Below are 24,198 nucleotides of genomic sequence, written 5' to 3' on the forward strand. Positions count from 1 at the left end.
TTTGGCATGTTGCATATGTATATAGGTTATCATGAAAAACCTTTGGATACTTATCCATAAATACAATGCTTTTTTTCTGTTTATCCTATTTTTTGGGTTATCCTGCTATCTTGTCGTAAAAAATAACACTTTTCAGCGCGCATCTGCGGTAAATTCATCCAATTACTTTGTGGGAACGGTCTACGCCTGGGTTAACGGCTGGAAGAGCTATCTTCACCTCAGCGAATCCAACACCCGGCTGGCCGAAGAAAATGCATCGCTGCGCGAACAGCTGCAACGGTTCACGCATGCCGACAGTGTGGAGCGCGTAACGGTGGTGGACAGTGCACGACAGGTGCAGTACAATTACATTGTGGCCAGGGTAACCAACAACAGCATCCACCAGAAGAACAATTACATCACCATTGATAAGGGAAGAAAGCACGGTATCCGCAAGGGAATGGGAGTCATTGGAGCGAAGGGCATTGTAGGGATTGTGCTCAATGTTTCCGAGCATTTCTCCACGATCCAATCGTTGCTGCACAGCGAAAGCCGGATAAGCGCGTCACTGGAAGACAGCCAGGCCTTCGGTTCGCTGGTCTGGGGGGATAGTTACGATGCCCGGTATGCGGCACTTCGGGACATTCCCAACCACGTAAAAGTCCGCGATGGCGAACGCGTATACACCTCGGGGTATTCATTATTCCCACCCGGTATAGAAATCGGGAAGGTTGCGGGCTCGGGGTCATCGGGTGGAGACAGCTTCCTGGATATCCGGGTGGAGCTGAGCACCCCCTTCCATAACCTGTTGCAGGTGTATGTGGTAGAAGATGTATTTGCCGAAGAAAAAGCGGCATTGGAGGCCTTAACTGATAAAGATGGCTAAACTACTGCTATACAATATCATCCGGTTTGTCGCATTGGTTGTGCTACAGGTATTTTTGTTCAAAAATGTCGGGTACTACAACCTGGCCACGCCTTTCCCTTACATCCTCTTTATCCTGCTGCTGCCGGTTGGTATCGGCAATTTTACCTTATATGCAATCGCCTTTGCCACAGGCCTTGTAGTGGATGCGTTTTACGACACGCCCGGCATCAATGCCGCGGCAGCTGTTGCGCTGGCCTGGGGGCGTATTATATTCATGCGGATCACCCTGCAGACCGACAACTATGAAAGTTACATGACACCCGCCTGGGGAACCGTGCCGTTTCGCTGGTTTTTTCTGTACGTGCTTGTCCTCAGCCTATTCCACCACGGCGTGCTGTTCCTGCTGGAAACCTTTACATTCCATCAATTCCATTACACACTTATCCGTATTCTTTTAAGTTGTATCTTTACGGTTATTATCATTTTATTGTTCAGTTTGTTGTTTTATAGGAAAAAACAACGTTAATCGGGCGCGGCGGAATTCCGGAAGCGGGTGATTTTTCAGGCGGCATAGTTTTATTTGATGAATAGTTTTTTTGCACGTAAATATATTATTCAGGGCATTTTCATTGCCGTCGCCATCATTATCGCCGCCCGGTTGTTTTACCTGCAATTGGTTGATAACTCCTACCTCCTCTCCGCCAATAACAATGTCCTCCGCAAAGTGGTTATTTACCCGGCACGTGGCGTGATCCTCGACAGAAAAGGCCAGGTGCTGGTGCAGAATGAGCCGGTATACGACCTGCTGGTTACACCGCGGGAAGTCCAGGAACTGGATACTGCGCTGTTATGTGAATTGATCGGGATAGACCGGGCCGGGTTTGAAAAAAGGATGACCACCGCCCGTAATTATTCGCCATATAAAGCTTCCCAGTTCGAAAAGCAGATTCCGGCTTCCGCATACGCCCGGCTGCAGGAGCACCTCTATAAATTCCGGGGATTTTATGTACAGAACCGGACGGTTCGCAACTATCCCGACAGTGCTGCGGCGCAATTTCTTGGCTATATCCAGGAGGTCAATGATCGCGATATCGAGCGCTCCAATGGGTTTTACCGGCCGGGTGATTATATTGGGGCGAGTGGTGTGGAGAGTGCATATGAAGAGCTGCTACGTGGCCAGCGCGGCGTTAAAAATGTCATGGTGGATGCCTTCAACAGGCCCCAGGGTGTTTTTGCCGAGGGCAAATACGATACTGTTGCCGTTGCGGGTGATGAGCTGATCTCCTCCCTGGATAAGGAAATCCAGGTATTGGCGGAGAAACTGATGAAAAATAAGATCGGCAGCGTAGTGGCCATTGAACCCTCAACAGGGGAAATCCTGGCATTCGTCAGCAGCCCCGGTTATGACCCCAACATGATGGTGGGCCGCGAACGGGGAAACAACTATATGGAGCTGCTGTACAATCCCTATAAACCCATGTTTATCCGCCCGATCCAGGCCCAGTACCCTCCGGGATCGATATTTAAGGTGGTTAGTGCACTGACTGCCCAACAGGCCGGGATGATCGACGAGCACACAGTTTTCAACTGTCCGGGCGGATACCGCTACGGAGGCGGACGGGCCATTATGCGGTGTACCCACGTGGATGGCCCCACTTCCTTGGTCAAGTCCATTCAACGGTCGTGCAACACGTATTACGGTTATACCTATGCACGGATGATAGACCAGCGCAACATGCCGTCAACCAAGGCATATGGGGCCTGGCGCGAGGCGATCATGAAATTCGGCATCGGACAGTCATTGGGCATTGACCTGCCCGGTGAAAAGGACGGCCTGCTGCCGACAGCCGATTTTTATACGAAACGATACGGTAATGACCGCTGGGGATCCGGATTTAACATATCCCTGTCCATCGGTCAGGGCGAGATGGGGGTTACCCCGCTGCAGATGGCCAATATCATGGCCATTGTCGCCAATCGCGGCTTTTATTACCGGCCGCACCTGATCAAGGGAATTGGCGAACGGAAGATCGTCAAACCGGAGTTTGCGGAAAAAGTATTCGCCGGGGTGGATGAGAAATACTACGAACCCGTCATTGAAGGCCTTAGCCGGGCGGTCAACGTTGCCGGCGGTACCGGCTACTCCGTTCGGATTGCCGACATTGAAATGTGCGGAAAAACCGGGACAGCACAAAATCCGCATGGTGCCGATCACGCGGTGTTCTTTGCATTTGCCCCACGTGAAAATCCTAAAATTGCCCTCGCGGTAGTCGTGGAAAATGCCGGCTACGGAGGTACCTGGGCAGGCCCGATCGCCAGTATGCTCGTAGAAAAGTATTTAAAAGATACCATCACGCTGCCGCAGTATATTCAGGACCGGATCTACAAAGCCGACCTGCTTCCGAAGGTAGAAACCGAACGACGGGAAACGGTACAGGCAGGCAAGCCGAAGCACAGCACACCCGCGCGACACCACGCGGATGAAATCGCATTTGTTGACCATCAATCCCGGGCAAGGAGAAATGAATAATCCACAGCGCAATAAGTTTTTCAGCGGCAATGTCGATTGGTTTACGGTACTGCTCTGGCTCCTCCTGTGCCTTATCGGGTGGTTCAACATCCATGCGGCCGTATTTGACCCGGACAATCCCGGTATTTTCAATGTCAATACCAATTACGGCAAACAGTCCATCTATATTTTTTCGGCCCTTATCCTGGCATTGGCCATACTCGTCGTCGATGCCAAGTTTTACAGTTCGATATCGCCTGTATTCTACGGCATTACTTTATTGCTATTGGTGGCCGTGCTGATTGTCGGCCGGAATGTCGGCGGAAACCAGGCCTGGATCCCCATTGGCAGTTTTCGGCTGCAGCCTTCGGAATTTGCCAAACTGGCGACCTGCCTGCTGCTGGCCAGGTACCTGAGCAATCACAGCAATAAAACACCCAACCTGAAAACGTTAATTACCGGTGCGGCTATTATATTGCTTCCCGTGGCCCTGGTCATGCTACAGCCCGATACCGGCTCGGCACTGGCGTTTTTTGCACTGGTCTTTGTATTTTACCGGGAGGGATATATTTCCGGGCCATGGATGTTGCTGGGCGGACTGGCGATCCTGCTTTTTGTGCTGACGCTGGCGTTCAGTCAATGGACGGTGATTTTAGTGATAGGCATATTATGCGGCCTGGGCTGCTATTATTTCCGGAAAAAACGGAAGATCATCGCCAACCTGGCCGTGCTGTTTGTACTTTGCTCCGCCTATGTTTTTTCCGTGGAATTTGTCTATGAAAACGTATTGCAATCGCACCAGCGTAACCGGATCGATGTTATTTTGGGCAAAATAGACGATCCGCGCGGACAGGGATACAACCTGAACCAATCAATGATTGCCATCGGCTCCGGACAATTCTGGGGTAAGGGTTATCTCCAGGGCACCCAGACAAAGTATAATTTTGTTCCCGAGCAAAGCACGGACTTTATTTTCTGTACGGTCGGTGAAGAATGGGGGTTTGTGGGCAGTATGGTGGTAATCGGGATTTACCTGACCCTGCTGCTGCGCATTATCAATATCGCCGAACGGCAGCGGACGGCCTTTGCGCGGATTTATGCGTACGGCGTAGCCAGCTTCCTCTTTTTCCATTTTGCCATCAATATCGGGATGACAATCGGTATTGTTCCCATTATCGGCATTCCGCTGCCATTTATCAGCTATGGAGGTTCTTCGTTATGGAGTTTTACCATTCTGCTGTTCATTATGCTCAAATTCGATTCAAACCGAAAGGGAATCGCCTAATCCGCAACGGGAACATACCGACGCGTGATGTGTTGCCGGATGTAAATAACAAATGCCAGTGCAATCAGCGCACCGGCTATCCCCTGGAATACGAGCGTATAATGAATGCCCCATAACTGGGCTAATGCGCCGATCAGCAGACTCCCGATCGGGAATATCCCCTGAAATGCCATGATATAGTAACTGATGGCCCGTGCACGCAGCGCGGGCATCGCATGGGTCTGGATATAGGTATTGATACTGGAGTTCTGTACCATCATACCCATCGCGGCAAGCATGGTACTGATCAATGCAATGGGCAGCCAGGCAGCAAAGGAGAGCAGCAGGATTCCGAATGCAAATAAACCGGCAGCTTTCATCACGCGGAACCGCAGGTTCGCGCCTGCCTGGAGCCGGGCCATGTAAATGGCGCCGAACATGGCCCCTAAGCCGGCGGCGCTCTCAAACCAGCTGAAGATCGTGGCATCGCCATTGTACATTTCGCGGGCAACAACAGGCAATAGTGTCGTATAAGGAATAACCAGCAGGCTGGATGCGCCAAGCAGCAGAATCAGTGAAGAAAGATGCGGAGAATGGCGTAGGTAATTAAATCCTTCCTTCAGCCCCTGCCACGCACTTTCCTGTTTTCGTGGAACCGGCTGCTCGACCAGCTTCATGGCAAAAAGCGAACCCAGTACGGCAATGAAACTGACGAAGTTGACGCCGAAGCATACCGCCTCGCCAAAATTACTCAGCAGTATACCGCCCACCGCGGGACCCAGCATCCGGGCGGCGTTAAATGCCGACGAGTTCAGCGCGATGGCATTCGGAAGATCAGCTTTTTCCGGCACCAACTCGACCATAAGCGACTGCCGTGCCGTCACATCAAAGGTGTTGATCACCCCCTGGATGAAACTCAGTGCACCGATCCACCAAACATTGTAGTGGCCAATGAGAATCAGCAGTGTCAGCGCACCCGCCTGCAGCATCAACCCAAACTGGGTGGTCAGTACGATCCGGTAGCGGTTATGGCGGTCGACAAAATTGCCGATAAACGGTGCCAGTACCAGCGAAGGAGCCAAAGAAACAAACGAAACAAGCCCAAGGATAAAAGCGGATTCAGTAAGCCGGTAAACGAGCCAGCTGACTGCGATGCGCTGCATCCAGGTACCCATCAGTGAGATGGCCTGCCCAGTGAAATGAAGCCGGTAATTGCGATGCTTAAGGGCTCTGAAAATATACATGCTTGTTGATTAGCGGCTGTATTCCGAATGCCGTATCCGGTACAAAATCCATACCATAGCACCCGTGTGGGAAGAACAAAATACCCCATCGGCCGAAGTACCGCAACCGGCTTTTACAGTCCGACAATATTCCGTACCTTTACCATCGGTTTATATTTTCCTCATTTATCCACTGGATAACCTTATTACAACGCATATGAAATTTTTTATTGACACCGCCAACCTGGATCAGATCCGTGAAGCCCAGGATTTAGGCGTACTGGATGGCGTAACGACCAATCCCAGCCTGATGGCCAAAGAAGGCATCACCGGCAAAGCAAATATCATCAACCACTATAAAGCGATATGTGACATTGTGGATGGCGATGTAAGCGCCGAAGTGATTGCCACCGATTATGAAAACATCATTAAAGAGGGAATGGAACTTGCCGCGCTCCATAAAAAAATCGTGGTTAAGGTACCCATGATCAAGGACGGCGTAAAGGCGATCAAACATTTCAGCAGCAACGGGATCAGGACAAACTGTACACTCGTGTTCTCCACTGGACAGGCATTGCTGGCCGCCAAAGCGGGAGCTACCTATGTTTCTCCGTTTATCGGCCGGCTGGATGACATCTCCACTGACGGCATCGGGCTGATCGAAGACATCCGGCTGGTGTATGACAATTACAATTTCGAAACTCAGATCCTAGCCGCCTCTATCCGGCATTCGACACACATTCTGGAATGCGCACGGGTCGGCGCCGACGTGATGACCGGTCCCCTATCCGCCATTCTCGCACTGCTTAAACATCCGCTTACCGACAGCGGACTTGCACAGTTCCTGGCTGACCATGCCAAGGCTGCGGGGAAATAAGCAACGACACCGTTTTGTAAACCGGAAGTAAAGTAACCGCTTTTGCTTCCGGTTTTTTTTGCTTATCTTGTCAGCTTACGTATTTTTGTAAAACCATGTTGAGAGCTATCGACGACACAGCCCCGGTTTTGGCGAATGATAAATTCGTACGCCTGCTCCGCCAGCACAAGCTGAAGGTAACGCAGCCGCGGCTCTGTGTATTGGGTGTTGTCGCGGCAAAAGATACGGCCATTTCCCAACCCGAACTGGAGAAGCTGCTCGGCAACGAGATCGACCGGGTAACGCTTTACCGTGTGCTGGCGACCTTCGAGGAGAAAGGTATTTTTCATAAGATTTTTGACTTACACGGAACGGCTACATATGCCCTCTGTTCTACGGAATGTGACGAGCACCATCATCACGATGAGCACGTGCATTTCATCTGCTCGGCGTGCAACAGCATCTATTGCCTTGATGACATCAAACTACCCAAGATCAACCTTCCCAAAGGGTATCAACTCAATTCGGTTGGCATTAATGCCGTTGGTCTCTGCGCGCAGTGCCGTTCGACGACAATCTCCAAGTAACCGGCAACAAAACCCACATCATTTAACGGATTAGCTCAAGCACCAAGTCGCTTACCCAGCGGTGGTTGACCTATAACCCTGTATCTCCTTCGTCTCTGATTTTATGGCAATTTCAGCCTGTAGGGCAATGCTAAATACGATAATATTTTATGCTAAAATTTTAATAAACCAATATTTAAAATATTTAAAATAAATTGATTGTATAATTATACATATAGTAAAAATACACATCAATTATTTTAGCAATCAGCAAACTGATTCGGTCTTTTTACGAAAAAACCCTTTCACGGCTTTACAACAGCGATTAAAGCTAAAACAACCAATAAATAAATTGATAAAATTTTAGCAAAACATATATAATATGTTTATAAACAACTAAATATTATCATTTATATATAGTAATACATTTAATATTGTTTTAGCTTAAATACGAATGGTTCAGGTGATCGATATTTTTGTACTTTTAGCGAACACATGGCATGGATAAAAAAACAGGTTACGCGGTTCGGCGCGTTTTGCCGCACCGGGAAGGGTCGTATCTTCCTTGCATGCATCGTGGCTTTCCTACTTGTGTTTTACTTTTCACTGCCCCGTCCCCTCTTCACCGCTCCTACCTCATTCGTTGTTGAAGACCAGCATGGCGAGCTATTGGGTGCAGCCATTGCAGCCGACGGACAATGGCGGTTCCCGATAGCGGACAGCATTCCCGATAAGTTCATAAAATGTATTGTCGCATTTGAGGATAAACGCTTCTGGTACCATCCGGGTGTTGACCCCGCCGCAATGGCCCGTGCCGTGATGCAGAACCTGGCGGGCGACCGGATCGTGAGCGGGGGAAGCACGCTGAGCATGCAGGTGATCCGGATGAGTCGCAATAAACCCCGTACCATCGGACAGAAACTGATTGAAGCATTCCTGGCCATCCGGCTGGAGGCAGGATACAGCAAGATGGCAATCCTTAAGCTATACAGTGCCAATGCACCTTTCGGCAGCAATGTCGTCGGACTCGATGCAGCGGCCTGGCGTTATTTCGGTCGCCCGCCCGCACAATTGTCGTGGGCAGAAACCGCAACACTTGCCGTTTTACCCAATGCACCGTCACTGGTGCATCCGGGGCGCAACCGTACGCTGCTCCTCGCCAAACGCAACAGCCTGCTCGACCGGCTCGCGGCGAACCAGACCATCAGCACGGCCACGGCCGACCTTGCCAAACTGGAGCCGCTACCCGAAAAACCGCATCCGCTTCCCCGGCTGGCTCCCCACCTGCTTGAGCGATTCAAAGCCGAATACCGGGACGCCGTACCGAATACCCGCATCCGTACCTCGCTCAATGCCGGATTGCAGCAACAGGTGACACGCATCATTGACCGCCACCACCGCCACCTTAGCGCCAACGGCATCCACAACGCCGCGGCACTGGTATTGGAAGTGGAGACCGGCAGGGCAATGGCCTACGTGGGGAATGTACACCATCCCCAGCATCCCGAAGCCGAAAGCCAGGTCGATATGATCACGGCACTGCGGAGCCCGGGAAGCACGCTGAAGCCGCTGCTGTATGCCGCTATGCTGACGGACGGGTTAATCCTCCCCCACACGCTGATTCCCGATGTTCCCACGCAGATCGGAGGTTACACGCCGCAGAATTACGACCTGGGGTATGATGGCGCCATCCCGGCTTCGCGCGCGCTGAGCCGCTCCCTGAATATACCAGCGGTAAAGATGCTGCAGCAATACAAATACCAGCGTTTTTATCCGTTCCTGAAAAAAGTGGGCATCAGGAGCCTCGACCGGCCTGCCGATTTCTACGGACTGTCCATGATTCTGGGCGGATGTGAAACAACCATGTGGCAACTGGCGGGCACTTATGCCAGCATGGCCCGTACGTTGAACCATTATGCGCGTTACAATGCCAATTACGACGCGGGTGACTATCATGCTCCCACCTATATGGACCATGTCCCTGACAGAAAAGCCACGATAGAACGGTCGGCCGTCATCGACCATGCTTCCCTGTATTTTACATTCCAGGCCATGAATGAGGTTATGCGGCCGGGTGAAGAGGGATTGTGGGAGCAGTTTGCTTCTTCAAAAAAAATCGCATGGAAGACCGGGACCAGTTTTGGCTTCCGCGATGGATGGGCAGTTGGACTGACTCCGGGGTACGTTGTGTGCGTATGGGTAGGCAATGCCGATGGCGAGGGACGACCGGGTCTTACAGGAATTGAAACTGCTGCCCCCATCCTCTTCGATATTTTTGACCTGCTTCCATCGACGGGCTGGTTTAACCCACCGGTCGACCGCATGGTACAGACGCCTGTATGCCGCCAGAGCGGGCATCTCGCCGGCGTCGACTGTCCGGACCCGGATACGGTATACCTGCCGGTAATGGGACTTAAATCGACCGTATGCCCATATCATCAATCGATCCATACCAATGCCGGCGGAAATCTGCGGGTAACCGCCGACTGCACACCGGCTACAGGCATGGTGCGACGGCAATGGTTCGTACTGCCCCCTGCCATGGCCTACTATTATAAAATGCGGCACAGCAACTACCGGGAGTTGCCGCCTTTTGCCCCCGGCTGTATTCCGGAAGAGCAAAATCAGGTCATGGAAATGATTTATCCGAAGAACAATGCGAAAATTTACATACCTTTAGAGATCGATGGGCAGCGTGGCCAGGTGATTTTCAACGTCGCGCACCGCAGGCAGGACAGCCGGATATACTGGCATCTTGATGAAACCTTCGTCGGCGAAACGGAAAATTTTCACCAGCTGGCGCTGACGATTCCCGCCGGCGTCCATACCATCACGCTGGTGGATGCCAACGGCGCACGGATCAGCCAGCGATTTGAAATTTTAGCCAAATAAACATGCTCGAAGCAATTGACCTTCAACAGGTGCTGGTACTTGATATCGAAACGGTATCGCAAAAAGCGGTTTACGCGGAGCTGCCCGATCATTTCCGGGAATTGTGGGCACACAAAGTAAAGCAGGCCCTCGAAGCGGACGAAACACCGGCCGATGTATACCCCCGCGCAGGCCTGTATGCCGAATTCGGAAAAATCGTCTGCATCAGCGTAGGGATATTCCACCAAAGTCAGGGGCGGCTATGTTTCCGCCTGAAATCATTCACCCATACCGACGAGTCGGAATTATTGTCTGGTTTTGCGCAGCTGTTGCAGCAACAGCCACCAAATCTCACCCTTTGTGCACACAATGGCAAGGGGTTCGATTTCCCTTACCTCTGCAAACGGTTGCTGATCAACGGTCAGCCGATACCGGCTCAGCTCAACGTCATCGGCAAGAAACCGTGGGAAATCAACCACCTGGATACCATGGATCTCTGGCGGTTCGGCGACTTCCGCAGCAGTGCTTCACTCAGCCTGATCGCAGCGGCATTCGGCATCCCCACACCTAAAGACGACATCAGCGGAGCAGATGTGTACCGGGTATACTATGAAGAAAACAACCTGGAGCGTATCCGTGTCTATTGTGAAAAAGATGTCATTACAACGGCACAGATCTTGCGAAGGATGCGCAATGAGCCGTTAATTGCACAAACGGATATTAGTTTTGCATAACCTTATTTGCATTAAAAAAAACAACACACATGTCAACAAAAAAAACCAACGCTTTCCGACATATCCTGACACAGCTCATCTCGGACATATTCGAAAAATCAGGCAACAAACCATTGAATTACAAACAGGTGGCTGCCAAACTCAATCTTTCGGACCCCGAATCGCGCAGTGCCATCCACAGCATTCTTGAAGAGGAATCGCGGACGGGACAGGGCGGGCGGTTCAAGGAAACCGAAAAAGGCAGGTATATCCTAAAGGAATTACAGGCATTTGTCATCGGTAAGGTAGACATGACGGCGGATGGTTCGGCGTTTGTCATCCCCGAGGACGAGTTTGAAGACGATATTTACATCGCACCGCGCAAGCTCCGTCAGGCGCTGCACAGCGACCGGGTAAAGGTACACACCTATGAAAAACGCCGGGGTAAGCGCAAAGAGGGTGAAGTGGTGGAGATACTGGAGCGTGCGCGTACCGAGTTTACAGGCACCATTACCATATCACCACAGTTCGCTTTCCTCATTGCGGATGACCGCAAGATGCTGAATGACATTTTCGTGCCACTGGCCGGCCTCAATGGCGCCAAAGACGGGGAAAAAGTGATTGTATCCATCACCGAATGGCCGCAGGACAGTAAAAACCCAGTGGGCAGGGTCAAACACGTGCTGGGTAAAAAAGGGGAGAATGATACGGAGATGAATGCCATACTGGCCGACTTCGGATTCCCGCTGGAATTTCCGGCCGAAGTGGAAAAGGAAACCACTACCTTTCCATCGGCCATACCCCCTGATGAAATAGGCAGGCGCCGTGATTTCCGGGATATCACCACATTTACCATCGACCCCGCGGACGCAAAAGATTTTGACGATGCCATTTCGTTCCAGCAGCTTCCCAATGGCCATTATGAGATCGGTGTCCATATTGCCGACGTAACTTACTACGTCAGGCCGGAAACACCGCTGGACAAGGAAGCATTCGAACGCGGGACATCCGTTTACCTGGTAGACCGGGTAATTCCCATGCTGCCCGAACGGTTATCAAACGACCTCTGCTCACTCCGGCCCAACGAAGACCGGCTGAGTTTCTCGGCCGTATTTGAAATGGATGCCAATGCCAACATCGTCCAGGAATGGTTCGGGCGCACGGTCATCCACTCCGACCGGCGCTTCAGCTATGAGGAAGCCCAGGAGATACTCGACCAGAAAAGCGGCGAGTACAGCATTGAACTGCTTGAATTAAACCGGCTTGCCTATATTCTCCGCGAGCGGAAGTTTAAGCACGGGGCCATCAGCTTTGAAACTACCGAAGTTAAATTCAGACTGGACAAAAACGGGAAACCGCTGGGCGTGTATGTCAAAGAAAGGAGAGATGCGCATAAGCTCATTGAAGACTTTATGCTGCTGGCTAACCGACGCGTAGCCGAATTCATCGGCAAGCAGGGAAAAGGAAAAAGCAAAAAAACCTTCGTTTACCGGGTGCACGATGCGCCCAACGAGCAGAGCATCGCCAGCTTCGCACAGTTTGCCGCCCGCTTCGGCTATAAAATCAATACCAAGTCGGACCGTGAGACCGCCCGCTCGCTCAACACACTTATGGAGCGGATCGAGGGCACCAAAGAACAGAATGTACTGACCTCACTGGCCATCCGTTCCATGGCCAAAGCGATTTACACAACCAAAAAAACCAGCCATTACGGGTTGGCGTTCGACTACTACACCCACTTCACCTCTCCTATCCGGCGTTACCCCGATGTCATGGTGCACCGGCTCCTGGAGCACTACCTGTCGGATGGCAAGCCTGTCAACGCCGAAGCCTATGAGAAAATGTGCGAGCATTCCTCCCAGATGGAGAAGAAAGCCGCCGACGCCGAGCGGGCATCCGTGAAATACAAACAAGCGGAGTTCCTGCAGGATCAGGTTGGCGAGACCTTCCTTGGCATCATATCAGGCGTTACGGAATGGGGGATGTACGTGGAAATCGAAGAGAACAAATGCGAGGGCATGGTACGGTTGCGGGATATTACCGATGACTTCTATGCACTTGACGAAAAGAACTACGCCATCATCGGACAGCGGAAAAAGAAAAAATACCAGCTGGGTGATGAAGTGCGCATCAAGGTAAAAAAAGTGGATCTGGCAAAACGGCAGATTGATTTTACCCTGGTATCGTAACCCTTTGGAGATGTAAAAATTATTATTTTTGTATATGACCGGCAGCTGGCTGCCGGTCATGCTGCCAGCGATAAACATAAACTGATATGGAAGAAAACCCAACCAAACGGCCTTACGCGATAGAACTCGCAGCCACACTCATTTCCCTATCGCTGATTATTGCGTTGCTGTATGTCCTGCAGGGTGTACTGCTTCCGCTGATGTTTTCCATTTTAATCGCGATCTCCCTTTACCCCGTCGCCCTGTTCCTGGAGCGGCTCAGCCTGGGAAAAGCCTTTTCCGCATTGCTGGCTGTTATCCTCGCCATCTGCGTACTGGGTGGCCTCATCTGGTTTATTGTGCATCAGGTCATCGTCATCGGCAAAGACGGCATGGATATCGTCCAGAAGTTCATATCCATTTTCGACACCATACAGCTGTGGCTGCAGGAGCAGTTCGGGATTGAGCCTACCCAGGTGGCCGAGCGGCTGAGGAGCCAGGCCAACGAGATCCTGTCCCATGCCGGCACCTACCTCACCGCCGCATTCGGTTCCGTAGGCAATATCCTTGCAGGTGCGGTGCTGGTCCCGCTGTTTTCCTTTTTTCTGCTTTATTACCGTGTCTTTTTCCGCGAGTTTTTCTTCCGCGTGTTCCGATCCACTCCACAGGCAACCGTGCACAATACCCTGAACAAGATCTACCAGGTCGTCCAAAGCTACCTGCTCGGACTGGTTACCGTCATGGCCATTGTGGCCATCTTGAACACCGTAGGCCTATTAATCCTCGGGATACAGTACGCCTGGTTCTTCGGCACACTGGCTTCCCTGCTGATGCTGCTGCCCTATATCGGCATTGCCATCGGTTCCATCTTACCGGCCCTCTTCGCCTTGGCTACTAAAGATACGGCCTGGTATGCGGTAGGCGTAATCGCCTGGTTCCAGGTCGTCCAGTTTTTAGAGGGGAACCTGATTACACCGAACATCGTTGGCGGCAAGGTCAGCATCAACCCCCTGATGTCCATCATCTCCATTCTGCTCGGGGGCATGCTCTTCGGCCTAGCCGGCTTAATCCTGGCATTGCCGCTCACGGCTACGGTCAAGGTCATCTTTGATGCCGTCCCGTCCATGAACGCCTTTGGATTCCTCATCGGCGAACCGGAGAAGTATCACCTCAAGCGATACTCTACCAAGATATTGCTGAAGCGCTGGAACCTAAGGGAAATACTGGAAGCAAGGGAACAAAAAAAGAAAGAGAACGAGAAAGGGAAAAAGCCAAAATCCTAGTTTCCCCGGAGCCGGGCATCCGGCAGGGCCTTTCCCCTTTCCAATCAGACTTTCGGCGGCATCAGCTTATATACTACCGGCGTTACCACCCTGGATAACAAGGTCGAGCTGATCAGCCCCCCGATCATCACGATAGCAAGCGGCGAAATCAGCGGGTTGCTCGACCAGGCAATCGGCAGCAAGCCGCCAATGGCGGTCAGTGATGTCAGGATAATGGGTAAAAAACGCATCTCCCCTGCCTGTTCAATGGCAGCATCCAGTTCCATTCCCTCCCGGCGCAGCTGGTTGGTAAAATCAACCAGCAGGATGGTATTCTTCACCTCGATTCCCGCCAGCGCAACCAATCCGATAGTCGCCACGAACGACAGCGTATTACCCGTTGCCAGCAGTGCGAGTACGGCACCTACAATGCCCAGCGGAATCACGGAGAGCACGATCAGCGTACTTTTCAGGGTTTTGAATTCCAGCACCAGCACAGCAATAAACAAGAACACCGTGATCAGGATGACCGTACCGAACCCGCCGAACGACTGTTCGCGGCTTTCTACCTCTCCCCCCATTTCGTAATGATATCCGGCCGGCAGCGGCAGCGCATCCATCTGATTAATCACATCCTGTATCACCACATCGTTGGTATAACCCGCATCCACAAAGCAGTTCACCGATACCGTGCGGTCGCGGTTAATGTGGTAAATCGCCGGTGGCGAAGGCACCAGCTGCAACGTGGCCAGCTGGCCGAACGGAATTCCCGTTCCCTGTACGTTATCAACGAAAATGCGGTCGAATACGGTCAGGTCCGGGTAAGCGCCACGCGGCACACTCAGCCGCACGAGGTAATCGTCGTCGTCGGCTCCCGGATCGGTATAGGTGGTTACGTCAATCCCCGCCAATACCATCCGCACCGTGCGGTCGATACTGGCCGTGGGCACACCGAGTGCCAGCGCCTTATCACGATGGATGTTCACCAGGATGTCCGTCTTGTCATTGCGTACCGGATTATTGACATATAATGCGCCGGGCGTGCGCTCCATCAGTGTCTCCACCCGGCCGGCGAGCTGTTTCAACGTATCCAGGTTATCGCCGAAAAGACGGACCTCCACCGGCGATATCACCGGCACACCCTGTTCAAAATTCTTTACTTCCACCTTGGCTCCTGGGTAAGGCGACCAGGCTGTACGCAGCCGCTCGATCAGTGCTTCCTTCTTGCGTGGTGGCGTATCCGGCTGCAGCTGCACGAATATTTCGGCGAAATCCGCCCGTTCATTGGCCTGTTCCACATTGTAATAGATCCGGGGATTGCCTTTGCCCACATTGGCGGCAAAATACTGCACTTCGGGCAGCTGTGCCAGTTCCTGCTCAATCTGCCGTGTAATGCTGTCCGTTGTATAAATACTGGCCTGCAGTGGCGCATTTATCCGGATGAGGAACTGCGGCTTTTCCGAAGCGGGGAATAAGCTGAAACCGATGACCGGAATCAGGGCCAGCGCACCGGCGAATATCACCGCGGCCACTCCCATCGTTTGCCACGGGCGTTTCAGCGCCTTATCAAGCAGTACGGCGTAAGTACGGTGTATGGTACGCTGCAACCAGCGGAGCACGGCATTTCCCTCCGGATTTTCGTGCGGCTTCAGCAGTCGGCTCGACAGAAAGGGCACCACCAGCAGGGCCACCAGCATGGACGCAATGACCGATCCGATCACCGCCATGGGCAGACTGCGGATAAAATCACCCGCGGTTTCAGGCATAAACATCAGCGGCATGAATGCGATGGCCAGCGTGGCTGTACATCCCACAACCGCAAGGGCGATCTGGTGCGTACCCCGGATAGCTGCCTCGATCCGCGAATAACCGTCGCGCATCCATCGTTCAATATTTTCCACCACCACGATGCTGTCGTCCACCACCAGGCCCAGCGCCACCACAAAGCCCACAATACTCAGCTGATTCAGGGAGTAACCGAACAGGTTGAGCGCAATCACGCCCATGGACAGCGAGAGCGGCACAGCAATCATGACCACCAGCGAAGCCCGCGTGCCCAGCGGCAGCAGCGTAAGCAGCACCAGCGTTACGGCAATCAGGAAATCAATCCCAAGTCCCCCCAGCCGCTTATTCACGTTCTCTCCCTGATCGAAATGCAGCACCATGTCGATGTTGGCCGGCACCTGCTGGCTGAACTCATCCAGCACCCGGCGGTAAGCCTCCTGTGTACGGCTGATGTTCTCCCCCGCCTTCTGTGCGGCGTTGACAAACACCGCACGGTGGCCATTCAGCCGGGTAATATGTGTCTCTGGCGCGAAATCCGTATATACCTCCGCAATGTCACGCAGCAGGATATTACGTCCCTGTGCACTGGAAACGATGGTATTTTTAATGGCTTCGATGCCCTGGTAGTTACCACTGGTTTTAATGCTGAACACTTTGCCGCCAGCCAGCATGCTGCCACCGGGGATATTGGTTCCCTCGCTCTGGATGGCCTGCATCACCTGAGTCAGCGGAATGCCCAATTGCGCCAGGCGGGCCGGTTCCACGTCTACCCGTACCAGCTGGTCGGTGAGTCCGCTTACCGTCACATCCTTCAGTTCCGGCACTTTCTCCAACGCCTCCTTCAGCTCATCGGACACATCCTTCATTGTCCGTTTTGATGCATTTTCAGAAATCAGTGCCACCTGGAGCACGTTTACGCCGGTGGGGTCTATCTGCTGCACATCAATGCTGTATACCGCTTCCGGCAACTGCGGGCGCAGTGCGCTTACCTCGCGGACCAGCTCCTGGTATTTATTATCATAATCCACGCCGTGCTCATATTCCACAAAGAGTACGGCCAGCCCGTTTACGATGGTCGTCCGGATGCGTTTGATGTTGTCCAGGTCATACAGCCGGCTTTCCATGGGCTTCACCACCAGCTGCTCCATATCTTTCGGATTGGTGCCGGGATAGACCACCACCACCGGAAAGTTCGGTGGCTGCATTTCGGGGTCTTCAGCCCGTGGCATGGTGAGGATGCTGCTCACGCCCACAGCAATGATCATCAGCACGACGATAAGCGTAAACTGATAATTACGGATTGGGTATTTAATCAAGTCCATGGCTGCCTATTTTTTTACCTTGATTACTGAACCGTCCCGCAGGTAGGGACTACCGGATACAATCAGTGACCGCGCATGTTCGAGTCCGCCGGTAATCCGCACATGGTCTTTGCCGATTTCCCCGATCTGCACCGGCACGCGTTGCGCCGTGAGACTGTCGCGGGTCACGAACACGTAGCCCGTCCCCGCATCACCGTCCAGCAATGCCTCATATGGAATAAACCAGCCGTCCTTTTTCGCCGAAAGGCGAATCGTCGCCCGGCCGAACATGCCCGATGCCAGTGACGGCAGGTCGGGACCGGCCAGCGTCAGGTAAATCGTGAACGTGCCCGATTCCGGGTCAATGCCTTCCGATTTACGCTGTACCACGGCTGGAACGGGTGCACCACCAGCCGCATCGCGGGACACGGCAGCGCTGTCACCGACCCCGATCGCAGCCCATTGTGTGTCGCTCACCCCGGCACGCAGCAGCCAGCCATTATGGCCGGCACCGCTCACCATCAGCACCGGCGTTCCCGGTCCAACCACCTGCCCTGCATTAGCCGCGCGCCTTAAAACATAGCCGTCAAACGGGGCCCGGATGGCCGTATGCCGGAGGTTGTACCCCGCCCGCTCGGCGTCCTGTTTCGCAGCGTCGAGCGCCGTGCGTGCATTTTCCATCTGTTCCAGCGTCGCCACGCTGTCCAGGTAAAGCTGGCGCGCCCGGTTATAATCCCGCTCGGCCTTTTCCAGTGCGAGCTGCGACTGCCGTACGGCGGTGTTGATTTCGGTGGGCTCCAGACTGGCTAGCAGCTGGCCCTTTTTAAAGGCATCTCCCTCCCTGACGTGTACCTGCTGGATGATTCCGCCGTTTTTAAAAGCAAGCGCCGTTTCATCGTCGGTTGTAAAGGTACCCGTTGCGGTCACCGTTGCTGTGGTATCGGTCGATTCCAGCGGCATCAGCGTTACGGGTATGGTATCGGTTGCCTGCATGACGGCATTTTCCCGTTTTTCCGGACCACAGGCGGACACGGCCAGCAGCAGGGAAAAACCAATCGTAGGATAGCTTAATTTGTTCATGGCTATTTTGTTTGACACGTTTATGGCGTAAGTGGGTAACTGGCTTGTTCGCGCTCCAGGGCTGCCGCTGCGGAAAGCACCTCATAGGTACCGATCATCAGGGCCACCTGGGCCGAAGTATACTGGCTGCGCGCATCCACCGTTTCGATATAACTGTTGGATCCGGCCTGGTAGCCCCGGGTAATGAGCCGCTGATAGGCGCTGGCCGCCTCCAGCTGGCTTTTGGCCGATTGGTAATTCTGCCAGGCCGACTGCAGGTTATGGTAGGCTACCGAACCGGATAATTCCAGTTGCCGCTGGGCCTGTTCCAGTTGCAGCCGGGCGTCCAGCAGGTCGAGCCGCGATTGCTGGATCTTATACTTATTCCGGTTGCCATTGAAAATCGGGAACTCCAGTTGCAGTCCGGCGAGGTAATAGCGGGTTTGTCCGTTGAACTGAAACCCTTCCGATTGGGAGCCGAGATCCAGAAAAGCATTCAGCTTCGGCACGGCATATTGCCTGTCCATATGCAGTGCGGTTTCCCGGATACCGATGGCCACGGCCAGTGATTTCAGTTCTTCGCGTTCGGCCGGGGTTCCCTGCGGGCCATGCAGCATGCCGGCAATCTGCAGCAATGCCGATTCCTGCTGATATGCCGTATCAATGGTAGCATCCTCCGATCGGTTCAGCAAGCTGTTGAAATACAACCGGGCATTTTGCGTGTTCAGTTCAGCCGCCGTAAGCTTTGCCCGCGCGGCGGCCACTTCGCTGTTGGAGCGCAACACATAAGCCGGCAATCCTTTCCCGTTGGCCACCAGTTTCTCGTTGGTCCGCAGCCCCTCTTCCGCCAACCCAAGTGACGACCGGTAAATTTCAACAGCCCGCAGTGCGCCAAGAAAATTAAAATAAGCCGTTTTGATTTCTTTTACCAATTCCCGCTTATAGGTATCCACCTCCAGCGCGCTCAACTGCACCTGCTGCGTCTGGATACGCTTATTATGCCCGATATCGGTATTGATCAGCGGCAACGTGGTACGGATATGCGCATCGTAATAGTTTCTGGGGAGAAAATTGATGGTTTCATTCTCGATCTGCGGAAAGCGGCCCGACTGCGTCAGCTGGTTAAGCGTGCTGTACACCGGATTAAGCAGGTCGCCAATGGGCAGCGGGATATTCCGGCCGCCATCGGCGGTCTGGTAGCCCGCCTGGAGGTTGATTGCGGGTAAAAACAAACTTTTAGCTGATTTCAGTGCAAAGGTTGCTTTTTCAAGTGACACATGGCGCTGCTTCAGGACCAGGTTTCCCTCCAGCCCCTCGGCAACATAACGCTCCAGCACATCCTGTGCAACGGCAGGCCGCTGCACGGCCAGCAGAGCAAAACCCAGTAGGGTTATTTTACATGTTATTAATACTGTTCTCATAATTAACAGTGTTTATTTTTTGATAAAAAAATTACTTCATCCGTTCGATTACCTTCATGTAGGCCTGGAACACATCCTCCAGCAGCGAATCCTTCTTAAAGTCCTGATGCGGGGCACATTTTTCTGCAATCGACCTAAAGTGGCCCGTAATGTGCAGCGAACACAGGCCGTGTACGACGTTCCACGAAAGGATAGCCATTTCCTGTGTACCGATATCGTTAAAATAACCTGCCTGCTGGCAGGCGTGGATGGTTTGAAACAGCCCATCCAATACCCGCTCCCCTTCCGGCCAATCCTGCTCCGGGTGATGGGTTTCCAGGTAATCCATCGGCTCGCGCATAATGAACATAACTTCATAAAAATCAGGGTGATCAAGGGCAAACTGGATGTATGCCCTACCCATGGCCCGAAGCCGCTCAAAAGGGTGTTCAACCAGTTCCAGTACGGCCAGCCGCTCCCGGAATAATAGGAACCCCTCCTGATGCAGGGCGTAGGCAATGTCCGATTTGTCCTTGTAATACAGGTAAATGGTGGTCGGGCTGAACTCTATTTCCGCCGCGATCTTCCGGATAGATGTCGCCGCATACCCTTCTTTCACGAAAAGCCGTTTAGCCGCCTCCAGGATCTGTGCTTTCAGGTTTTCTTTATGCCGCTCTTTCCGTTCTCTGATTCCCATGATTTCGATTTAACGGAGCAAATTTAGTTAACACTGTTAATTATGCAAAATATTTTTTCAGTTTTTTATAAGCCTGTCCCGGGTAACCGATGGTCTCCCCGGTGCTGGCATGCTCTCCTTTTCACGGCACTCGTGTTATTATATTGTAAATTATTCGTAATAAATATATATATTTTGAATATTATTCTTTAATAATGTATTTTTGCAGAATTATGGACGAAATCACTTATAATCTGGATCAGGTGGACTATCATATCCTCCGCCTGATGCAGGAAAATGCACGGATTAACAACGCGGACATTGCCCGCGAGCTGGGCATGGCACCGTCGGCCATTTTGGAGCGGGTCAAAAAACTGGAGCAAAAATCGGTTATCCTCCAGTACACGGCAAAGATCAACCCGGCTGCGCTGGACCAGAAACTGCTCTCATTTATCATTATCCGGGCGGCAGACGGGATCGGATGCGCTACCACAGGTGAGGCACTGGCAGCCATCCCGGAAGTACAGGAGGTACATGACATTGCGGGCGATGACGGGTACCTGGTCAAAGTCCGCACGGCCGATTCAGCGGCATTGGTGGAACTGATGCGTAATTCATTTGCCAAGATTCCAAGCATCATCTCCACCCGGACCACCATTGTCCTGGAAACGGTAAAGGAACAGCAGCAGCTGGTTATTCCGGCACCCTGAAGAAATGCGATTCCGGACCGGATCAGCGACAGCACAGTTGGTTTCGCCCATCAGGATATTAATACATAGCACTTAATCAATGGAGGCAACAATGACAGCAACCAAACACGCACAATGGAAAATTTTCCTCTCATTCGCGATGATTTACGTCGTGTGGGGATCCACATACTTTTTTATCCATAAAGCCCTGAGCGGTTTTGAACCGTTCTTATTGGGGGCTGTGCGTTTTACGACGGCGGGATTGCTGCTGCTGGGCTGGTGCTACTACAAGGGCTATCGGGTGTTTGAACGGAGCCTGATCATTAAGGCAGGATTCACGGGGCTGCTGCTGCTGTTTGTAGACAACGGCATTATAATATGGGTAGAGCAGTTCCTGCCAAGCGGACTGGTTGCCATTATGTCGGCCTCCGCCGCCATCTGGTTTATCGTCCTCGATAAACCCAACTGGAAAGCGAATTTCGGCAGCCTCCCGATCATCGCCGGATTGTTTATGGGCTTCTTCGGCGTGGTGATGCTTTTTGGCGACCAGGTGGCCAATGCCATGGATACCGGCCAGCAACAGGTGAACCTGTGGGGTATGCTGCTGCTGATCATCGGCGCCATTGCGTGGACAGCCGGCTCACTCTATTCAAAATATTTCGGGAAAGCGGAAAAGGCGGCGGGCAATAGTCTGGTCAATACCGCATGGCAGATGACAGCAGCAGGCGCGGTATTTGCGCTGACGGCCTTCGCACGTGGCGAAATCGGCCGTTTCCGGTTCAGTGAGGTCCCTGCCCCGGCCTGGTGGTCTATCGGTTACCTCGTGCTCTTCGGCTCACTTATCGCCTACAGTTCCTACATCTGGCTGCTCCAGGTCCGGTCCGCAACGCAGGTAAGTACCCACACCTATATCAATCCCATCGTAGCGGTATTACTGGGTGTGTTTTTTGCCGGTGAAACCGTTACATCCACCCAGCTCACCGGCCTGGTGGTCATTCTGCTCAGCGTGCTGCTGGTCAATTGGGAAGTCTATAACCTGTCTGCGCTGTTTTCCGGAAAGGGCATGCCTCGAAAGTTCCGGGGCAGTGCACGCATCCGGTCGAAAATCAGGACCGGCGCACCCGCCACTGCAGGTGAAACGATGGAAAACCAGCTTGGGGATTAAAGAAGACGTAACCGGCATTTAACAATTAATTTTTCCTGATTTCACAGTCATTGGCTACCTTTACCATAGGCTGCAATTGCCGAATACGTAATGTAATGGCGCGCGATGAAATGTACTTCTGCTAACCCCCTGTTCCTTTTCGGCGTAGCTTTGCTGAGCCTGTTAAGCACCGCCTGCAGCAGGTATTCCCTGCCGGCCGGATCACCGGCTTATACCGAGCACCGGATCGATGGATCCATTGCACCGGACACCGCATTTATAGCGTATTACCTTCCCTACAAACAACAGCTGGACGCCGAAATGAACCGCGTGATCGGGCACAGTGCCGTCCCGCTTACCAAGCCCGGATCGGTCCCCGAAACGCTGCTTGGTAATTTCTTTGCCGACGCGCTGCTTACCGAAGGCCGCAAATCCGATCCCGGGATTGATTTTTCATTTGGCACGAAGGGCGGTCTACGCACGGAGCTACCGAAGGGCGGGATCACCGTCGGGCACCTGTTTGAACTCATGCCCTTTGAAAACGAACTGGTAATCCTGGAGCTATCGGGTAAAAGCGTTCGCCAGCTTGCAGGGTTCATTGCCGCAACCGGCGGGCAACCGGTGGCTGGCCTGCGGATGGTCATCCATGCCAATACTGCCAACGACATCCGGATCGGGGGCACCCCCCTGGACGACTCAAAAACGTATCGGCTGCTCACGTATGACTACCTCGCCAACGGCGGCGATAACATCCGCGGACTGGAAGCACCGGTCAAGCGGGTAAATCTCGGACAAAAAGTACGCGAGGCGCTGATCAACTATGTACAGGATTGCACCCGCGAAGGAAAACAGCTAAATACGCAACTCGATGGAAGGATCAAACTGGATGAATAGGCGGAATTTTCTGAAAGCGGCCGGTTCATTAACGGCCGGATCGGCACTGGCCGCGCTACCTTATGCCGCACTGGCCGGCAGTGGGGAACACCTTCAGCTCACCATTCTGCACACCAACGACGTCCATAGCCGCGTCGAACCCTTTCCGATGGACGGATCGCGAAACCAGGGGCTTGGTGGCGTAGCCCGCCGGGCAGCGCTGGTCGACAGTATCCGCCGGGAGCAACGCCATGTACTGCTGCTGGATGCGGGCGACACTGTACAGGGCACCCCCTATTACAACCTCTTCGGTGGAAAAGTAGAGATGGAGCTGATGAGCAAAATGGGTTATGATGCCAGCACCTTCGGCAATCACGAGTTTGACAACGGGGTGGATGCGCTTGCGGGCATGATCACCCATGCCAATTTCCCTTTCCTTTCCGCCAACTACGATTTCAGCGACACGGCATTGGCGGGCAAAACCCAACCATATACCCTATTCCGGAAGCAGGGCCTGCGGATCGGCGTATTCGGCCTCGGCATCCAGCTTGACGGCATGGTTGACCCCAACAATTACCGTGGAACTGTTTACCTGGATCCCATTGCCGTGGCCAACGATATTGCGGCTAGACTGAAATACGATTATAACTGCAGCCTGGTTATCTGCCTCTCACACCTGGGATACCGGTACGCCGGCAGTCAGGTCTCTGACCAGCTTCTGGCGGCTGGCACCCGCCATATCGACCTGGTCATCGGTGGGCATACCCATACGTTTATGCCCCGACCGGAACACATACGTAATCTCGATGGCGCCATCACAACGGTGAATCAGGTTGGATTCGCCGGCATCAATCTCGGCAGGCTCGACTACCTATTCGAACGCCGGTCGGGCAAAAAGCAGCTACTGACTGCAGGTTCATATGAGATTTCAAACGATCTTGCCTTCCGGCCCACCGGCGCTTTAAACCCATATAGTTAATCAGATTACAGCT

The 24,198-nt window shown here is 52.9% G+C and carries 19 protein-coding genes; 14 read left to right on the forward strand and 5 right to left on the reverse strand.

Annotated features, from left to right (window positions below):
* The first annotated feature begins 31 nt into the window (after positions 1 to 31).
* The 4 genes from mreC to rodA are packed head-to-tail and all read left to right on the forward strand — an operon-like array spanning position 32 to position 4,641.
* On the forward strand, positions 32 to 865 hold the full coding sequence (gene mreC / locus NEV57_RS03505; protein WP_257656888.1) for a rod shape-determining protein MreC: 834 nt from the start codon (positions 32 to 34) through the stop codon (positions 863 to 865).
* Entirely contained in the window at positions 858 to 1,373 is a 516-nt protein-coding gene (locus NEV57_RS03510; protein ID WP_257656889.1) for a rod shape-determining protein MreD, read from the forward strand. The genes mreC and NEV57_RS03510 overlap by 8 nt, the downstream gene beginning before the upstream one ends.
* Before the next feature lie 57 nt (positions 1,374 to 1,430).
* The gene (gene mrdA, locus NEV57_RS03515; protein ID WP_257656890.1) at positions 1,431 to 3,377 is read left to right on the forward strand and encodes a penicillin-binding protein 2; all 1,947 of its coding nucleotides are present in this window, start codon (positions 1,431 to 1,433) and stop codon (positions 3,375 to 3,377) included.
* A complete protein-coding gene (gene rodA / locus NEV57_RS03520) occupies positions 3,370 to 4,641 on the forward strand; it encodes a rod shape-determining protein RodA (RefSeq protein ID WP_257656891.1) in 1,272 nt (423 codons plus the stop codon). Before mrdA ends, rodA begins: the two co-directional genes overlap by 8 nt.
* Here the strand turns inward: rodA and NEV57_RS03525 are convergent.
* A complete protein-coding gene (locus tag NEV57_RS03525; protein ID WP_257656892.1) occupies positions 4,638 to 5,864 on the reverse strand; it encodes an MFS transporter in 1,227 nt (408 codons plus the stop codon). The two genes, rodA and NEV57_RS03525, sit on opposite strands and share 4 nt — an antisense overlap.
* Before the next feature lie 196 nt (positions 5,865 to 6,060).
* Between NEV57_RS03525 and fsa the strand changes: the two genes are divergently transcribed.
* The 6 genes from fsa (at position 6,061) to NEV57_RS03555 (ending at position 14,300) form a co-directional block, all read left to right on the forward strand.
* Positions 6,061 to 6,720 carry a fructose-6-phosphate aldolase gene (gene fsa, locus NEV57_RS03530; RefSeq protein WP_257656893.1) on the forward strand — a complete coding sequence of 220 codons (660 nt, stop codon included), beginning with the start codon at positions 6,061 to 6,063 and terminating at the stop codon, positions 6,718 to 6,720.
* Positions 6,721 to 6,815: 95 nt separating this feature from the next.
* Positions 6,816 to 7,286, forward strand: coding sequence for a Fur family transcriptional regulator (locus NEV57_RS03535; protein WP_257656894.1), 471 nt, complete (start codon positions 6,816 to 6,818; stop codon positions 7,284 to 7,286).
* 474 nt (positions 7,287 to 7,760) lie between these two features.
* Positions 7,761 to 10,157: a penicillin-binding protein 1C gene (gene pbpC, locus NEV57_RS03540; protein ID WP_257656895.1), complete on the forward strand. Its 2,397-nt coding sequence runs from the start codon at positions 7,761 to 7,763 to the stop codon at positions 10,155 to 10,157.
* A 2-nt stretch (positions 10,158 to 10,159) separates the two neighbouring features.
* Positions 10,160 to 10,870, forward strand: a complete 711-nt coding sequence (locus NEV57_RS03545; protein ID WP_257656896.1) for a 3'-5' exonuclease — start codon at positions 10,160 to 10,162, stop codon at positions 10,868 to 10,870.
* A 29-nt stretch (positions 10,871 to 10,899) separates the two neighbouring features.
* On the forward strand, positions 10,900 to 13,038 hold the full coding sequence (rnr, locus tag NEV57_RS03550) for a ribonuclease R (protein ID WP_257656897.1): 2,139 nt from the start codon (positions 10,900 to 10,902) through the stop codon (positions 13,036 to 13,038).
* A gap of 86 nt (positions 13,039 to 13,124) precedes the next feature.
* Positions 13,125 to 14,300 (forward strand): AI-2E family transporter, encoded by a 1,176-nt coding sequence (locus NEV57_RS03555; RefSeq protein WP_257656898.1) that lies wholly within the window; start codon positions 13,125 to 13,127, stop codon positions 14,298 to 14,300.
* Between the two features lie 44 nt (positions 14,301 to 14,344).
* Here NEV57_RS03555 and NEV57_RS03560 read toward each other — a convergent pair whose 3' ends face one another.
* From NEV57_RS03560 to NEV57_RS03575, 4 genes are read right to left on the reverse strand one after another with little or no spacing between them, the layout of a single operon-like run.
* Complete coding sequence (locus NEV57_RS03560) at positions 14,345 to 17,386, reverse strand: efflux RND transporter permease subunit (protein ID WP_257656899.1); 3,042 nt, start codon at positions 17,384 to 17,386, stop codon at positions 14,345 to 14,347.
* A 6-nt stretch (positions 17,387 to 17,392) separates the two neighbouring features.
* A complete protein-coding gene (locus NEV57_RS03565; protein ID WP_257656900.1) occupies positions 17,393 to 18,445 on the reverse strand; it encodes an efflux RND transporter periplasmic adaptor subunit in 1,053 nt (350 codons plus the stop codon).
* A gap of 20 nt (positions 18,446 to 18,465) precedes the next feature.
* Positions 18,466 to 19,845: a TolC family protein gene (locus tag NEV57_RS03570; RefSeq protein WP_257656901.1), complete on the reverse strand. Its 1,380-nt coding sequence runs from the start codon at positions 19,843 to 19,845 to the stop codon at positions 18,466 to 18,468.
* Positions 19,846 to 19,876: 31 nt separating this feature from the next.
* The gene (locus NEV57_RS03575) at positions 19,877 to 20,521 is read right to left on the reverse strand and encodes a TetR/AcrR family transcriptional regulator (protein ID WP_257656902.1); all 645 of its coding nucleotides are present in this window, start codon (positions 20,519 to 20,521) and stop codon (positions 19,877 to 19,879) included.
* A 212-nt stretch (positions 20,522 to 20,733) separates the two neighbouring features.
* Here NEV57_RS03575 and NEV57_RS03580 point away from each other — a divergent pair, with 212 nt between their 5' ends.
* The 4 genes from NEV57_RS03580 (at position 20,734) to NEV57_RS03595 (ending at position 24,185) form a co-directional block, all read left to right on the forward strand.
* Positions 20,734 to 21,210, forward strand: coding sequence for an Lrp/AsnC family transcriptional regulator (locus tag NEV57_RS03580; RefSeq protein ID WP_257656903.1), 477 nt, complete (start codon positions 20,734 to 20,736; stop codon positions 21,208 to 21,210).
* Between the two features lie 91 nt (positions 21,211 to 21,301).
* Complete coding sequence (locus tag NEV57_RS03585; RefSeq protein ID WP_257656904.1) at positions 21,302 to 22,354, forward strand: EamA family transporter; 1,053 nt, start codon at positions 21,302 to 21,304, stop codon at positions 22,352 to 22,354.
* 105 nt (positions 22,355 to 22,459) lie between these two features.
* On the forward strand, positions 22,460 to 23,227 hold the full coding sequence (locus tag NEV57_RS03590) for a 5'-nucleotidase C-terminal domain-containing protein (RefSeq protein WP_257656905.1): 768 nt from the start codon (positions 22,460 to 22,462) through the stop codon (positions 23,225 to 23,227).
* Positions 23,202 to 24,185 (forward strand): bifunctional metallophosphatase/5'-nucleotidase, encoded by a 984-nt coding sequence (locus NEV57_RS03595; protein WP_257656906.1) that lies wholly within the window; start codon positions 23,202 to 23,204, stop codon positions 24,183 to 24,185. Before NEV57_RS03590 ends, NEV57_RS03595 begins: the two co-directional genes overlap by 26 nt.
* Positions 24,186 to 24,198 lie beyond the last annotated feature (13 nt).

Origin of the sequence: Parapedobacter lycopersici (genome assembly GCF_024643285.1) — a bacterium.
GTDB lineage: Bacteria > Bacteroidota > Bacteroidia > Sphingobacteriales > Sphingobacteriaceae > Parapedobacter > Parapedobacter lycopersici.